At 41.7% G+C, this 15,051-nt stretch carries 14 protein-coding genes; all 14 read right to left on the bottom strand.

What is annotated here, in order from left to right; translation table 11 throughout:
- Positions 1-1,473, bottom strand: coding sequence for a hypothetical protein (locus tag ACOOE0_RS08320; RefSeq protein ID WP_420402007.1), 1,473 nt, complete (start codon positions 1,471-1,473; stop codon positions 1-3).
- Positions 1,473-2,816 (bottom strand): oligosaccharide flippase family protein, encoded by a 1,344-nt coding sequence (locus tag ACOOE0_RS08315; protein ID WP_420402006.1) that lies wholly within the window; start codon positions 2,814-2,816, stop codon positions 1,473-1,475. The genes ACOOE0_RS08320 and ACOOE0_RS08315 overlap by 1 nt, the downstream gene beginning before the upstream one ends.
- Positions 2,817-5,048: a GumC family protein gene (locus tag ACOOE0_RS08310; RefSeq protein WP_420402005.1), complete on the bottom strand. Its 2,232-nt coding sequence runs from the start codon at positions 5,046-5,048 to the stop codon at positions 2,817-2,819.
- A 2-nt stretch (positions 5,049-5,050) separates the two neighbouring features.
- Positions 5,051-5,791: a TolC family protein gene (locus ACOOE0_RS08305; protein ID WP_420402004.1), complete on the bottom strand. Its 741-nt coding sequence runs from the start codon at positions 5,789-5,791 to the stop codon at positions 5,051-5,053.
- Positions 5,791-6,984 (bottom strand): sugar transferase, encoded by a 1,194-nt coding sequence (locus tag ACOOE0_RS08300; protein ID WP_420402003.1) that lies wholly within the window; start codon positions 6,982-6,984, stop codon positions 5,791-5,793. The genes ACOOE0_RS08305 and ACOOE0_RS08300 overlap by 1 nt, the downstream gene beginning before the upstream one ends.
- A 2-nt stretch (positions 6,985-6,986) precedes the next feature.
- Complete coding sequence (locus tag ACOOE0_RS08295; RefSeq protein WP_420402002.1) at positions 6,987-7,352, bottom strand: response regulator transcription factor; 366 nt, start codon at positions 7,350-7,352, stop codon at positions 6,987-6,989.
- A gap of 255 nt (positions 7,353-7,607) precedes the next feature.
- Positions 7,608-8,441, bottom strand: coding sequence for a glycosyltransferase family 2 protein (locus tag ACOOE0_RS08290; protein ID WP_420402001.1), 834 nt, complete (start codon positions 8,439-8,441; stop codon positions 7,608-7,610).
- Between the two features lie 27 nt (positions 8,442-8,468).
- Positions 8,469-8,771: an STAS domain-containing protein gene (locus tag ACOOE0_RS08285; protein ID WP_420402000.1), complete on the bottom strand. Its 303-nt coding sequence runs from the start codon at positions 8,769-8,771 to the stop codon at positions 8,469-8,471.
- A gap of 107 nt (positions 8,772-8,878) precedes the next feature.
- Complete coding sequence (locus ACOOE0_RS08280; RefSeq protein ID WP_420401999.1) at positions 8,879-9,586, bottom strand: LytR/AlgR family response regulator transcription factor; 708 nt, start codon at positions 9,584-9,586, stop codon at positions 8,879-8,881.
- 1 nt (position 9,587) lies between these two features.
- Positions 9,588-9,911 (bottom strand): Hpt domain-containing protein, encoded by a 324-nt coding sequence (locus ACOOE0_RS08275; protein WP_420401998.1) that lies wholly within the window; start codon positions 9,909-9,911, stop codon positions 9,588-9,590.
- On the bottom strand, positions 9,904-10,962 hold the full coding sequence (locus ACOOE0_RS08270) for a sensor histidine kinase (RefSeq protein ID WP_420401997.1): 1,059 nt from the start codon (positions 10,960-10,962) through the stop codon (positions 9,904-9,906). The genes ACOOE0_RS08275 and ACOOE0_RS08270 overlap by 8 nt, the downstream gene beginning before the upstream one ends.
- Positions 10,963-12,090 (bottom strand): FIST signal transduction protein, encoded by a 1,128-nt coding sequence (locus tag ACOOE0_RS08265; protein WP_420401996.1) that lies wholly within the window; start codon positions 12,088-12,090, stop codon positions 10,963-10,965. It abuts the gene before it with no gap.
- A gap of 2 nt (positions 12,091-12,092) precedes the next feature.
- Positions 12,093-14,468 carry a PAS domain S-box protein gene (locus ACOOE0_RS08260; protein WP_420401995.1) on the bottom strand — a complete coding sequence of 792 codons (2,376 nt, stop codon included), beginning with the start codon at positions 14,466-14,468 and terminating at the stop codon, positions 12,093-12,095.
- Positions 14,461-15,003: a heme NO-binding domain-containing protein gene (locus ACOOE0_RS08255; protein ID WP_420401994.1), complete on the bottom strand. Its 543-nt coding sequence runs from the start codon at positions 15,001-15,003 to the stop codon at positions 14,461-14,463. Before ACOOE0_RS08255 ends, ACOOE0_RS08260 begins: the two co-directional genes overlap by 8 nt.
- Positions 15,004-15,051: the final 48 nt, after the last annotated feature.

Raw genomic sequence — 15,051 nt, 5'->3', positions numbered from 1 at the left:
TTATGCTGCTTGTAGTTGTAATTCGGCTTCTTTCCCATCCAAAATTTCCTTATCCAATTTGGGCGAAATGAAGATGAACACCATTCCCGTATACATTAAAATACAGGTGGGAAATTGTCCAAAAACCCCATTTCCGTAGGAAGCCAACATGATTCCTGCCATACCGCAAACCAGCGCGGTAATCTGCCCCTTCAACCAGTCGTCCCGTATTTTGAACATGCAGTTATAGGCTCCTGTAATCAGGATAAAAAACAAGATAAAAAGGTGTAGATACAGCCCAACGATTCCCGTATCGGCCCAAACCGCCACAAACCAACTGTCCGTTGCCGTATTGGCCAAAAAAGTGTTGGGCGAAAACCGTTTTCCCCAGTTCCCTGTTGAGCCAATACCTCCGCCCAGAGGTCTGGTTGCCAAATATCCCCTTAATCGTTCTTGGTTGATTTTTCGCATCTGAAGGGAGGCGTCATTCGGGTCAAATGCTGTACGCATGCGCCTGATTTGATCATTATCGTTCCCAATAGTGGTGTATTTGAAGAAAACGAAGACCCCAATCCCCATGATCACTCCCAGTACAATGCTTGGAATGTGTTTACGAATCAAAATAAACATGACCCCGCCCATGGCCGGTACCGCAATGGCCCCACGGGTTCCAGAAATCATCATCCCCAAAAGACCCGCCATGGCCACAATACCACAAAAAATTTGAAATTTTCGGTTTTTGGCGAACAAGGCCAAAACCCCGAACACCACTCCGGTGTGTCCTTGTGAAGCTCCAAATTGACCTGCATCGGAATAGAAAGAGAAAATCCGAAGTTTGCCAAACAATATATGCGTTACATCCCCTCCTGCATCCAGCCAGGCTTGCTCGTAGGAATCAACTCCAAAGATCAATTGCTGCATGCCCTTCATGGTAGCCAAAACGGACAGGGTTCCCCAAATCAAAAAGAAGAGATGGAGGTCGGTTCGCTTGTTGAACAAGATAAAGACCAATGGCACAAACAGCCATTGGTACAAGGCCAAGCCCCTCATGGCGTAGAACCATGCAGCCACACTTACCGCTTCGGGATTGGCAATTTGCAAAACGGCATAGCCAAACCATATCGTAACCAAAAGAGTCAATTGTGAATTAGCCTTTTCCCAAGGTATTTTTATTCGGAAAGCTTTAAAGAACAAAGCCAGATACATCAGTACCATTAAACCGTCCATGAGCAATCCCCAGGTCATGGGAATATATCTTCCAATCCCTAGCACAAAAAAATTAAAAATGAGAATGGTGATAATTCCTATCCGTGGATTAATGAACAAAGCGCCCATATAGGTTATGGCAAAAGGAAGCACCATGATTCCGATGCCCGCCACCAAACCTTTGGTTGCCGTTAAATGGGCCGTAGTAACAACAACGGACAACAACAGCAATATGGGAAGTGGTTTCCTTAGATAATCTGAGCCCTGTGTTGTTTCAAAAGGATTCATTACCCCAAATGTGTTTTTAGGTTTTTGATGAAATCCACACTTTCGGAAACAATCTGGCGGCTTTGGATTTGAATTTCCTTTTTGAGGTAATGGAATCCGAGGAAAATCCCCATCAAGGTGAATAATACGGTCCCAACTGCCACTGCCACCAAACTTTTGAAGACAAATACGGCCAGGATGTTCAGGACAATATTGGCAATAGTCATGACCAAAACCTTATACAAATTGAGCTTTGGTTTGTTGATGCTATCCAGAAGTACTCCCGTAAATCTGTCAATGGGCAACAACATAATGTAAACGGTGAAGACCCTAAAAATCAAAGTCAGCAAGGGTAGAGCATCTTTGTACTCATTGCCCCCCAAAAAGAGCACCAAATGCTCGGCAAAGACAAAACTCACCAAGGCAACGGGAAAGAACAAAAGGGTAATGATTCCCACATAGGAATAGAAAATACTTTTGGTTCCGTTTAAATCCCCATCAATAGCTTTTTTGGACATTCTGGGATAGGCAGTCATAGCAAAGCTATGCAACGGGATTCCGAGCAAATCAGTCAGTTTTAGTGGAATAGCATACATGGCTATCCCAGCCGAACCCAAAAAGGGGCTCATCCCTATGATAAAAGTATCGGAACTTTTGAGCAAACTGGAACTGATCAGCGTTCCCATGGAATACTTCCCAAAGTTCACGAGCTCCTTTTCTGTTTTTTTACGGGCAAACCTCAGGTAGAACAGTCCATCCCAATTTTTGAGCATACACCAAATACCCGAAATCGCATTTACGGCAATGTTAACCCAGATGATTTCTATAAGACCCCATTGGAGCCACCATTGGTTCAATAGTAAAAACAGACAAAAAAGACCCACATTGGAAATCCGTACCACCATCATTCTTCTAAAATTCTGTTCTGCTTGAAATAAGGACATGGCGTTGTTCCAACTTAAGTTGGAAAGTGCCAAAAATGGATAGTAGAACAAGAACAATCGATATCCGTTGTTGATTTCAATACTGGAAAAGAGTAGGATTACATGGCAACCCCAACACAATAAGGTTAAAATACCCAAAAGTGACAGGTTAATACGAAATGCTGTCCCGAGAATAGTCTTCTGACTCTTTTCATTCGCTCCCGACAACAATCGAACGGAAGAGGTCCGCGTCAAGCCAAATCGTAAAAGATCAACAAAAGTGGCCAGGGTGATAAACAAAACCCATTCTCCAAAAAGTTCCTTGTCCAATTGCCTGGTCAATAGCATAAAACTCACCAATCCCATAAAGGCCACACTTACATTGGCCGTTAGGGAGGACAAGTTTTTTTCCTTGCTTATATTTTTGAGTTTCCCCAACATTTAGGCGACTGTTTTCTTAGTAAAAAAATTGAATTGGACAATCTGCTTGATCCATTTACGAATCAACGATCGTTTCTTGGGAAGATCACCCACTACCGTCTCCATTTCCAAGACCTTGACACCATTCAAAATAATGGTAGGCTCGGGTCCGGTTGTAGCTTCATTAAAGAGAGACAAGGCATTTTTATCCGCATCTCCCCATGCCCTGTTGGCCCGTGTAACCAAAAAGGTATAGTCCATAGTGGACGCCAACTTTACGGGGAACGGGTTTTTGATAATACTGGGTATTTCCAGAATTACAAAATGGTACGTATTGAAGTCCGCAATGGTTTTATTGCGATCAAACTCCTTGATATGGGAAATCGTGTACAGTTGGTCGCTTATTTCGTAGATCAACTTGCTGTAATGGTCCCCTGCCAATCCTAAATCTTCTTCGTCGTAAGTGATATGGAGCACATTGTAGTCCAACTCACAAAGTTTGGCGATCAAATGCTTGCAGATAAATGTTTTTCCTTCACTTTCCTGGGTGGAAAAGAGCATGTTCACCACGGGTTCTTCTTCCTTTTCCTTTTTATACTGATTAAGGATGATATTACGGGATATGGCATTAACCGCCTTGTTCTGCAGGTAGCTATAATCTATTTTTCCTTGTTTGGCACTGATCACAGGAAATATGGAAGATACTTTCAAATCAATTTTATCTTCCGCCCTTTTTGCCGTGTTCAGATTTCCGTCCAAAAATTCCAGAATCAAAATGGTTGCTGCCACCAAAATAAAACCAACCATACCCGCCACTATAACCAGAAGCATACGCTTGCTAGGTTTTGGGTTGATTGGAAAGAAAGGAACCTCAGTAAGTTTAATATTGGACTTCAGCTCCACATTCTGCTGTCTTAACTTGGCAAGACCCAAACTATGCAGCAAGCTCAGGTACTCCCTTTCCGCAATGTCAATTTTCCTTTCCAAGCGTTTCATGGTCGCCCCTAAAGGAGAAAACTTTTGATACAATTTTTCAAACTCCAGCCTTTTTTTCTCCATCACCTTCAACTGGGCGCCATATCCTTCATATTCAATGGTGTTTTGCAGCCAATCGGCCAAAACACTGGTGGATGCCACACTTTTTGTGCTATAGTCAGTAGTATAAAGCGTATCGATATGTGAGGCGAGCCGGTTTTCCAGGACTTTTATACGTTCCATTTTCCGGGCCACCTCTTTGGCATCCTGCTGTCTTTGTAGTGAATCTTTTTCCAGGCCCAATGTTTTCATGGACACCTCAAAGTTCAAGGTGGAAAGCTCTTTCCGAATTTCCATGATACTTTGACTGGATATTCGTTTTCTTTCATGGGTTTCAAGCTTGGATTCCAAAGCCGTCAAAACCGCCTTGGAAGCATGAAATTTTCGTTGCACCTCGAAAAATTTGATTTCAAACTCTTCTTTCTCCCCTGCTATGTGTTTGGTCTGTTCGTAGTAGTTGATGATGTTGTGGGTCCGATTAAAATTGAGCAATTCGTCCTCCGCATCGTGAAGATCATTTGTGGATTTGTTCAACTGCCCCTGAAAATACTTGACCACCGCATCAGACTGATTTACTTTAATGTCCGCATTCAATTGAACAAACACCTCGCACAGAATCAACAAGGTGTTTTGGCAAATGGCCGGATCTTCAGATTCGAAGGCGATATCAACAAAATCACTATTGGAAATTCTCCTTAGACCGATACGACCCGAAATCTTTTCAATACTGTAATCTGGATGATCTAGGTTTATGAGCTGATAGAGATAATTGGTATGGTTGGATTCTTTAAGCTTTACAAAGTTTTCATAGGTTTTTTGCATATCCCCTTTAACAACCAACTTTTTCACCTCATCCGGTACTTCCTTCATCAGCTTTTGATACTTCTCGCGGGATATGATCTTGATGTCCGCACTGTCCAGAACCATGTGCTGGGTGAATAGTTTCAGCCCTACGATCTCAATGGTGGTTCTGGCCTTAATAAGATTGAGTAAGTTGTCGTAAGCCGTATTGGTTGCCCTAAAGTCTATTTTGGTGTTTTCCAGTTCAATATTGGATCCCGTGGCAATACCAGTATATACCCTAGCTTTGGAATTATAGATTTTGGGTTCGTCCCTGGTCATATAAAACACCAAAGCGGCCAAAATAATGGGCATGGCCACAAGAAGACTTATATGTCTTACTAAAAGACGGACAAAAAATAAAAGATTAAACTTCATTCCTATATATTCAATTCTGCTCCAATAATGCCCTCCAAGGCCATTACCGAGGAAATAAATTCCGACCGTTGCAATTCAAATCCCATGGTCGCCTGGTTCATCATCTGTTGCAATCGGGTGTATTCAGCAATATTGATTACCCCGTTGGCAAAATCCTTTTCAGCCCTGATGGACTGTACTCTAAAATTGTCCACTATGGATCCAGAGATAAAGAAGAGTCTATGCGACTTAAGGAGGTTGTTGTAGAGTTCAACCACTTTCTGCTCCAGTTCCAATTCCGCAACCTGGGTTTCAAAACGTGCTTTTTCAGCCTCGCCCTTGGCGCTCTTAATTTTGGCCCTTCTATTTATGATTGCTGAAATCGGTAATCGCAAGGAAACCCCAACATTGTACCTACTTTGTTCACTGGAAAACAAGGCCTGGCTTTGTGGATCACCCGCAATCTGGGAGTTGCTCAGGTTATCAAAAATGCCGTAGTTATAACCAGCCTCTAAATTGACGTACTCCAACCAAGCGCGTTGTTCTGCAGACACCACCCCATCCCTATATTGTTGTTCGGAGACTGTGACCTTTACAAAGGGCGAATACTCCTTGGCCATGGCCACTAGGGAATCAATGGGCGGCAGCTTTTTGGCAATGTCGTTCTCTTTTAGACTTTTTTCTATAAAATCATTTATGGATTGACCCCATGCGAGATTGCACAACAGCAACAGAAGTAGCACACAAAGCTGGTTTTTCTTCATTATACATTCTCTTTTTGAAAAACGGCTTTGAAAGTTCTTAGCACAATCCACATATCAATTAAAAAGGCATACTTGCTGTTGGCGTATTCCACATATTTTATATCCAATGATTTACGCTCTTCCGGAGACATTTTTGAGCTTCTCCCCCGGGCCTCAACCTGCCACAATCCCGTAATCCCGGCGGGGCCGTTAAAACGGTCCGTCCATTCATCCGTGGTCAGCACTTCGGCTTCGTACAAAGGAAGGGGGCGGTTGCCCACAATGGACATGTCGCCTTTAAGCACATTGATCAATTGTGGAAGTTCATCTATGCTCAATTTCCTGATGATCTTGCCCACTTTGGTGATTCTGGGATCATTATCAAATTTTACAAAAGCGCTTTTGGCGCTTTCTTTTTTCTGGGTGTTGTGCTGAAGCTCGTCCACTTCCGTATCGTCACCAATTAGCACGGTTCCTGTTGTTTTAATGGCTTGTTCCTCCTGTTGTTCCACTTCTGGATTTTCATCATCATGCACATACTGGTTCAGATGCTGAAATTCCTTTAGGCGCTTGTCCGCATCCGGATACATGGATCGGAGTTTGTAGAAATCAAAGATTTTGTAGCTGGTCCCTACCCTTTTGGAGATGTAATAGACCTTGCCTTTGGATTCCAATCGGATGGCAATGATGAACAGAAGCAGAAACGGAGCCGCGCACAAGAGTGCCAAGCCCGCAACCGTGATATCAAATGTTCGTTTCCAAAACCCGATTTTGTATTCCTTTTGCACCCCCTCGGGAGCACCTATCCGTTCTCTTTTGAGATTGGCCTTAAGTTCTTTTAGGAACTGTACCCTTTCCAATATCCGATCGGTGGACAAGGGTTGTACATAGAAGTCATCTATGCCGTTTTTTACGGCCTCGGACAAATCGTTTTTATCTCGGTTTTTGGCCACTAATATGAAAGGGATGTCATCTTTATTGGTAAACCGTTCCCTAACAACATTGTGAAACTCAATGCCTGTTTGTCCTGGAATCTGTTTCTCACAGATAATGGCATCCACATGCTGGTTTTGTTCCAACCACTTTATGGCCAAAACCGAATTTTTTGCCATATGGAAATCCACTTTTTCAGGAAGGGCCTCAAATTGATTTACCACAACTTGATCTACCCCTACATACAGGAGACATACTTTTTGATCCGATAATACTTCCATGGTTATGCTCGTATCAATAATTTTTCAACCCGAATAAGCAGCTCTTCCGGATTAAACGGTTTTACCAGGTAATCATCGGCTCCCAATTTCAAGCATTCAATCCTATCGGAACTGCTATCCCTGCAACTGAGTACAATAATGGGGATGTTGGCAAAGTATCCGCTTTCCTTAATTTTCCGAATCAATTCAAAACCGTCCATTTTGGGCATTTCCAAATCTGTTATCACCAAATCAGGGATATTTCCTTCCTGCATCCACGTTAAGGCGGCCAATCCATCTTCCATGGTGGTTACCTTGTAGGACTGTCCCAAAAACTGGGATACCAGCTCACTTAGGGATTGCTTGTCGTCAACAACTAAAATTTTCATAATATCGATTTTAAGATTTGTAGTACTAAACACAATGGAAAAGTAGGATTTATATTACTTTTTAATAATTCTATGTTGTAAAACCAAGGGATGCTGTTGTAAGCGACGAATTATCGGAGGTTAGGCCATTAGCCAGCTTATCGGCGAATGGTCCAGGGTCAAATAACAGATATGGAAACTATGGGCGCTCTACTAATATGTAGGCGTCGTTCCTATCCAAGCGGATGTTGTAAAGTACGTGTTTTAGTTGGATGCCTATGTTATATCAAGGGCTTCAAATGTGGCTTCCAAGGAATTCTTTGGAGTTCGGAACCGCTCGTTACAGAAGGGAAATGGTTTTCCCGGTTCCCGCTCCGGTGGAAGTGCTGTAAATACCTCAACATTAATGTATTTGAAGGTTCCCAAATTATGCAAGTGGATGGCCAGCATACCGTCATCGCAGCCCGATACTACCCTAAGGTCCGTGTCATAGCCTATGGGAAGCAGTACCTCCCTACGCATGGCCATGGAAACTGCCCTTATGTGCTTGATTTTGGTGGTAAACTTTTGGGAGAGTTTCCATCTAAAATAGGCCAATTTAAGCTTGTTTCTAAGTCGCATTTTTGGCGAGAGCTGGAAGTCATTTTCATAGCTCTGCGAGACCGAATAACAGAGAACCAAATCTTTATCGACAAAAAAAGGAAGAGCCATCTTATCTATGTAATAGGGATCGTAGATGGAATCTGGATCCATGGTACATATAATTTGCCCCTTGGCTTCTTCCAGTCCTTTTTGCCGTGCATAGGTAATGCCTTGTTTTGGTTCACTGACCACTTTGGCCCCAAGCTGTTTCAATATGGACAAGGTCGCTTCATCCGCATTGTTTTCCACAAAAATGACCTCGTATGGTATGATGGTCTTTAAATTGGAAAGCGAAAGTATATGGGCCACCAAGGTGTCCATGGCTCTGTACACAGGGGTAACCAAGCTTACCACAGGTTTCTGGACATCGTCCAACAATTCAAAATAGGTAATCAAACGGTTTAAATCCTCATTACCCAGGTTTTGCGGTGTTGCTTTGTAGTAGGGCTGGTAGTCGGTGACTTTCATATCGAACCTTTTTAAAATGTTCCTTTGTTAAATACGATCAGGGCTTAGAATATAATTGGTCTTGGTAGAATTGAAGACTTCCATCAGCGTACTGTTCTGTCTTCCAATCAAGGAAACCACTTTGTTCTGACGAGCAGAATTTTGATATAATTTTTCGAAAAAACGGGCCGCTGTTGAATCAAAATGGGTTACTTTTTCCAGGCTGACCACTATATTGTCTTCCTGCTCCAAAACGGCATTGAAGTAAGAGTTCAAAGCCCCTATTTGCTGGGTTGAAACCCGGCCTAAAATTTCGAAAATCCCTCGATTTTCACGTATTTCCAAAGACATATTCTAAAAGATTTAATTAAGTGATTTCAATCTCTTTAACATTTTCAAAAAGGGTCTAACTATACTAACGCAAAACAAACTAAATATTATAGTTTTTTTCCTACTTTTTATAATAAATTCAATCGTTGCATGAGCTCGGGACGATTAGATCTGCTAATGGGAATAACATTGCGTTCTATGAGCACGCTATTGTCCTGAATGTCCACGATCTGCGAAAAGTTGATAATATATGATCGATGTATTTGCAAAAATTTTGAATCCGGTAGCTTCTCTTTGATTTTCTTAAGTGTTGAATGTACTCGGTACCTCTTGTCTCGGGTCTGAATCTCAATGTAATCCCCTTGCGCCTCTATCAACTGTATATCATGGAACTTCAATTTGATCAATCGCCTGTCTATATTGATATACAGGTGGTCTTCTTCATTTAAAGCCCCTTCCTTTTCCAGGTTGATATCTGCTTTCTGAAATTCATTATGTATTCTTTTTGCGCATTTATGAAATCTTTCTGCAGATATTGGTTTTACCAAATAATCTAAAATAAAGTCATAGCCGTAGGCTTCAATAGCAAAGTCCTTATCGGAGGTGGTAAAAACAATCTTGGGCGGATTGGCCACGGTTTCCACAAAATCCACGCCTGTAAGCTTGGGCATATGGATATCCAAAAAGATAAGATCCACTTGGTTATTTTTAAGGAATTTGAGCGCCTCCAAAGCATTGGGGAATTCCGCAACCACCTCCATTTCCGGAATGGTGTTGCAGAGCTCCTTTATGATGGCTCTAGCGCTACCTTCGTCATCTACTATGATACATTTCATTTTATGCAATTTTTAAAATGAAGCCTTCAACCGATTCCAAAATCTCATGAAATTGATTCTTGAGATTGGTATTTCCATCTTTAAGATCCTCTTCATATTGCACGGCCAATTTGTAGCCGCCAGTAAGTCCAAGAATGCCCAATTTGTGCTTGATCTTATGCACCACTTTTGCCGATTCTTCCAAATCGTCACTTTCCAAAAAGGAGAAATAATCCTGCTTTTCCTTGGGAAATTCGGTCTGGATAATGTTCAGGAATTTTTTCTCAAAATCCTCATTGCCTCCTGATATTTCCTTTATGTAGTCCAGATTTGGTATTTCAGACATCGTGCTTGTTTTTTATTGTGAAAAAGAAGGTGGTCCCCTTACCCTCTTCGGAGGACAACCAGATATCTCCCTTGTAGAAATTGATTATTTTCTTGACCAGTGCTAGTCCAATTCCTGTTGCTCCGGAATTGTTCTCCAACTTTTTGAACATTCCAAAAATGCCGTCCTGAAGATGTTTCGGAATTCCCTTACCATTATCAGAAACACTGAACATCCACCCGTCATCCTCCTCCATCACATCGATCATGATCATCCCCTGTGGATTGTGTTCCGTTGCCGTAATGGCATTGGTCATCAAATTCTTGAACAACTGCTCCAATCGGTATTTTCCTGTATAGAGTTGGGGCAGGTGCTTGCTCTTTTTAATGGTTATGTTGTCCGGAACGTAAATGGTCCTTTCAATTTCTTCAATGAGCAGACCCAGATCTAGAACCCCTGCACTTTCTTGAATGGAGTCTATGGTGGAATGGCGCAAAATACCATCTATAAGACTGTCCATTTTGGCAAGGTTCTGAAAAATGAGCTGGACATTTTCCCTACTATGCTCCTTGAATTCTTCCTGTCCGTCCTCAAAAACCCAACTCACCAAGGAATGAACGTTTCGTATAGGGGATTTCAAATCGTGCGAAACCATATGGGCATAGTTGTTCAACGACTCGTTTTGCTGTTCCAAATTTTTGAGGAGCATATCTTTTTCCGCAGTCATCTGTACCAATTTAAGTGCCTGCCTTTCAATATCCTCCACCAATTGCTGTGGATTAAAGTCCAACGAACCATTGATCCTATCATTGGTTTTATCCTGCATGGAAACCACGGCCTTTCTTAAAGACTCCAGCACTTTACGCTGGCTTTCTGCCTCCTTGTTCAGCCGTAGATTCGCTGCATACAGTTCTTCCGAGCTTAAAGACGTGGCCCTTTGGATCATCTTCAGCTTTTGGTCAAAATCTGAATATGACTTATCCACAGAATCAAGGAACGTCTCCATTTCTGGATGCTCCGCCAATTCCTTGGGCAAAAATTTCTTTAATTGTCTTTTAAGCAGGGAGTGCATTTATTCGCTCAATAGAGTTAAGGTCATGGTTTGGTTGTGCAACTGGCACTCATTTTTTCCAGCAAATGGGGCCATTTCCCCATAAGAATAAAATCCAGTGATACTGGCTTGCTCACCAATCACATCGGCTACCTCCTCAATTTCGTCCTCGGTACGTTGGTCCAGCACCAATTTGCGGCCCACACAGCTGACCAAAATGGCCAACTCCGGTTTGTTCTCCCTATCCCGCATGGCCAATTCCGCTGCATTACATGCACCTTCTGCAATGTCGTCCATAGTGGACATCATTAATTGCACCTTGGAATTCAAGGGCACATCTCCTGCCAAAATCATCGAATTTGCCTCCTCATCAATATTGAGAATCGTACGAACCAAAGGTTCGGAATCCTCACTCTGTTGTACCGTAAGTGGATACAGCAATGCGGCTTGGGGAAGCTCCGCAGCTTTCTCTCCTAGATATTTTTTATACAAATCCAAAGCGGGTTTTCCATCAATCTCAAAGAGCACGTTACCTTCAGATTTGGTAATGGTCCGCTCAGGTCCAAAAGGGGTCCAACCTCCAAAGTTGGCATAGCTCACTTCTAGGGCTTCACCATAAAGGCCGATAGCAACCACTTCCCCTTGTTTAGGATTTTCATTATAGGACGTCAAAGTTTTTTCAAATCGGGCACCATCACCACAAAGTCCACCAGTAATGGAAGCCTTAAAACCTTCAACAGATTCCAGACCTTCAATAAGACCACTTCCATTCACAAAACTACCGTCAGAAACAATAAACAAATGATTTAACTCGCCCATATTGAACTGCTCTGAAATGCTGGCCCCCATTTTTTCAATGTCCACAAAATCCTTGATGTTCTTGCTTACAATTTCAAATCGGGTTTTTTCAAACTCAATGGCAGTAATGGTAATACTTTCTTCGTATACACTGGTCTCCATAATCTCTCCTGAGGTAGATCCAAAAACCAGATGTCCATCTGGATATAAATCCCTTATCTCTTGATATATATCTTTGGATTCCAATAAGAATCGATCTCCGAAAACCAGAACCAATGGCTCCTTTAACGGTTGGTTTTGTGTAAACTCCCAAGTTCCTCCTTTTAACTTTTTAGCTTGATTTACTTTCATAATTACTTGTTTTTAATTTCTTTTTTTAGCGTGAAGAAAAAGGTGGTTCCTTTGCCTATTTCACTTTGCAACCATACTTTTCCTTTATATCGGTCAATAATTTTTTTAACTATGGACAGTCCTATTCCAGTGGAACGTTCCTTATTCCCTATGGACTGGAAAATCTGGAAGATTTTTTCGTGATACTCTTCCGGAATGCCCACCCCATTGTCCTTGATACTAAATTCCCAATGTGTGGAATGCTCCTTATAATCTATTTCCACCAGTCCATCCTCTTTGTCAATGTTCACCACCGCATTGCTCAAGAAATTCTGGAACAATTGATGGATTTTGGTTTTATCGGCCTTAATGGTGGGTAAAGTTTGCTTGGCCTTGATGCTTACATGCTCTGGGATATAGATGATTTCCTTTATTTCTTGAATCACTTCATTCACATCTACTGTGGTACTGTCCAGAACATCGTTGTTGACCGTTGAATATTTTAATATTCCACTGATCAACTTATCCATGCCTTCAATTTTTTCCTGCATCATTTTAAGGTTGTACCTCCCGTTTTCATCCAGGGTGTCCTTATAGTCGTCATAAAGCCAAGTGGCCAAGGCGCTGATACTACGCAATGGGGACTTAAGGTCATGCGAAACTATATGGGCGTATTCTTGCAAGCCTTTGTTACTTGCCTCCAGTTCATGTAGCAGATTTTCCTTTTGAAGTTCCAGGTGCTTTTGATCAGTAATATCCAAATGGATTCCGATGGATCCCACAACATTTCCAGCATCATCATATCTTGGGGCTCCACTGAGCAACCAGAATCGTTTTTCTCCGTTGGCAACCTTAACGGCAACTTCATAGGAATCCGAAATTCCTTTCTTTCTTTTTTTATTATGCTGTTTGAGCTTTTCACGATCTTCTTCGTACAAGTGAATGACATCTTCGGTGTTTTTGCCGATCAGTTCATCTGTGGATAGCCCGATCATATCACTAAAACTGTGGTTTACCATGAGGATGTTCTCATCGTTGTCCACTTCAACCAGTCCTAAGTTCATATTTGCAATGATGCTTCCGTATTTTTCTTTTTGAATCTCTAGATTTTTTCTATAATTCTTGCGTAGGGTAATGTCATTATAGCTCCACAAATGACCTTTGTACTCCCCGTTGTTAAAAAGTGGGATATAGTCCCGTTCAAAGGTTCGCCCATCCAACAATTCCATTTCATCTGCCGTCGCAACTTCCTTCTTGCGGACCACTTGATCAATTTGTTTTAATACGACGTCCGGATCCAAGAACATGTTCTTGTATTTATGAATGGACTTTTCCCCATTTACTCCCTTAATGGCATCCGGAGAAACAGGAATTCCAAAAAGATCACAGAATTTTTGGTTGGCCAGCACCACTTTGCGATTCTGATCTTCCAACAAAATTCCGGTTTGCAGATTTTTGATCAAGGTGGCCATTCGCTCTTCGGAAGCCCTAATTTTTTCCTCAGCCTCTTTTTCCCGAGTGATGTCCTCGATCATTGCTACACTGTACTCTATATTTCCTTTGGAATCCAATACGGTACTCATGGAGGTTTTGCCGTATAGGGTCTCCCCGTTCTTTTTGTAAAACTTTCGAACAATGGAGAATTTTTTGGTATCGTTCTCCAAGCTCTTCTTCAATAGGTCATCATATAGGTTGCTGTCCTCAAGGGAAGAAATATCATCTATGGACCGTTTTTTCAAAGCTGCCTCTGAATACCCCAAAAGTTCAACAAAGGATTTATTGGCTTTTATAATCTTGTCGTCCACAATCAACAAGATGCCCAAGGAGGAGTTTTCCACAATAATGTCCTGCTGCTTTTTTTGATCCTCCAAAAGCTTTCGTATTTCCACTTCCTTTGTGATGTCCCGTATTACTCCCTGGGCAGCAATGGGTTGGCCATTTTCATTATAGATAAGGCTTGCATTGATGTTCACAAATTTTTCCTCGGAGTTTTTGGTAATGATCTTTGCAGAGTAATTCTTTAGGATTCCTACCTGCAACAAAGTTTGGAACGACTCTGCTGTATATTCAATATAATCTGGGTGGACAATGGATGACAATTGAATTTCTTCTTTGGTATGATCAAACCCTAAAAATTCTTTTGCGGATGTATTCATATTGATGACGTTGGTCATCATATCCATGACCACATAAGGGTCTATGATATTGACAAAGGCACTATCTATACGATCCCCTTTTTTGTTGATCAAGGCCTCCAATTTTCCATTAGCCTCCTTAAGGTGCAGGGAGGCATCATAAAGCTCTTTAGCCTTTGTTTCCAAAAGACTTTCGGCAGTTTTTCGGGCTTTTTTCTCCCGTTCCAGTGCCCGCTTTAGTATGGAAATTTCGGAATTAGCCATTTTGGACAATCGTAAACTTTACTTCCGTGCCGTTTTCATTTAAGAGTTTATAATCTACCTGCACGTTTTTTCCAAAATGTTCAAAGGTCTTTTCAATCAATCCATGCGCTAAGGCATACAAGCCTCTTGAAGAAATGTAAATCATTTCCAAACTGTTTTCCGTCTTGGACAGTATTTTAAATCGAGGAAGTTCTGCGTCCGGGTACAGTTTTAGTACATGCACATGAATATGGTCCTCTATACCATATAAAAGACCCATAGGGTTTCTATAACTGGCTACTACCTCAGGGTGGGCAGAGGTCAATCCGCCAAACAAATAATGCCCAAAGGAATACAGTAATTTTTCCTGGGCAACTTCTGTTTGTTTACTTAGTTCTGCAATGAGACTTACCATCTCATTAAAATCATATGTCCCTACGGATGTATACGCCCCTCCAGAAGGGAGGTCGCAATTTTCTATAATGGAATCAACGATCTCCAGTCCATAGTTGGACTCGACCATTTCCAAAAACTCAGTGAATACAATTCCTTTCACAATAAAGAATATTATGAACTAAATGTAGGAATAGTACTACCGAATTAT

Source organism: Flagellimonas sp. (genome assembly GCF_965215805.1).
Lineage (GTDB): Bacteria > Bacteroidota > Bacteroidia > Flavobacteriales > Flavobacteriaceae > Flagellimonas.
The sequence above is the reverse complement of the archived record's forward strand: the minus strand, read 5'-3'. Positions and strand labels throughout refer to the sequence as shown.

Coding starts and splice junctions, on each gene's coding strand:
- ACOOE0_RS08320 (WP_420402007.1), bottom strand. CDS start 1,473: ATGAATCCTTTTGAAACAACACAGGGCTCAGATTATCTAAGGAAACCA.
- ACOOE0_RS08315 (WP_420402006.1), bottom strand. CDS start 2,816: ATGTTGGGGAAACTCAAAAATATAAGCAAGGAAAAAAACTTGTCCTCC.
- ACOOE0_RS08310 (WP_420402005.1), bottom strand. CDS start 5,048: ATGAAGTTTAATCTTTTATTTTTTGTCCGTCTTTTAGTAAGACATATA.
- ACOOE0_RS08305 (WP_420402004.1), bottom strand. CDS start 5,791: ATGAAGAAAAACCAGCTTTGTGTGCTACTTCTGTTGCTGTTGTGCAAT.
- ACOOE0_RS08300 (WP_420402003.1), bottom strand. CDS start 6,984: ATGGAAGTATTATCGGATCAAAAAGTATGTCTCCTGTATGTAGGGGTA.
- ACOOE0_RS08295 (WP_420402002.1), bottom strand. CDS start 7,352: ATGAAAATTTTAGTTGTTGACGACAAGCAATCCCTAAGTGAGCTGGTA.
- ACOOE0_RS08290 (WP_420402001.1), bottom strand. CDS start 8,441: ATGAAAGTCACCGACTACCAGCCCTACTACAAAGCAACACCGCAAAAC.
- ACOOE0_RS08285 (WP_420402000.1), bottom strand. CDS start 8,771: ATGTCTTTGGAAATACGTGAAAATCGAGGGATTTTCGAAATTTTAGGC.
- ACOOE0_RS08280 (WP_420401999.1), bottom strand. CDS start 9,586: ATGAAATGTATCATAGTAGATGACGAAGGTAGCGCTAGAGCCATCATA.
- ACOOE0_RS08275 (WP_420401998.1), bottom strand. CDS start 9,911: ATGTCTGAAATACCAAATCTGGACTACATAAAGGAAATATCAGGAGGC.
- ACOOE0_RS08270 (WP_420401997.1), bottom strand. CDS start 10,962: ATGCACTCCCTGCTTAAAAGACAATTAAAGAAATTTTTGCCCAAGGAA.
- ACOOE0_RS08265 (WP_420401996.1), bottom strand. CDS start 12,090: ATGAAAGTAAATCAAGCTAAAAAGTTAAAAGGAGGAACTTGGGAGTTT.
- ACOOE0_RS08260 (WP_420401995.1), bottom strand. CDS start 14,468: ATGGCTAATTCCGAAATTTCCATACTAAAGCGGGCACTGGAACGGGAG.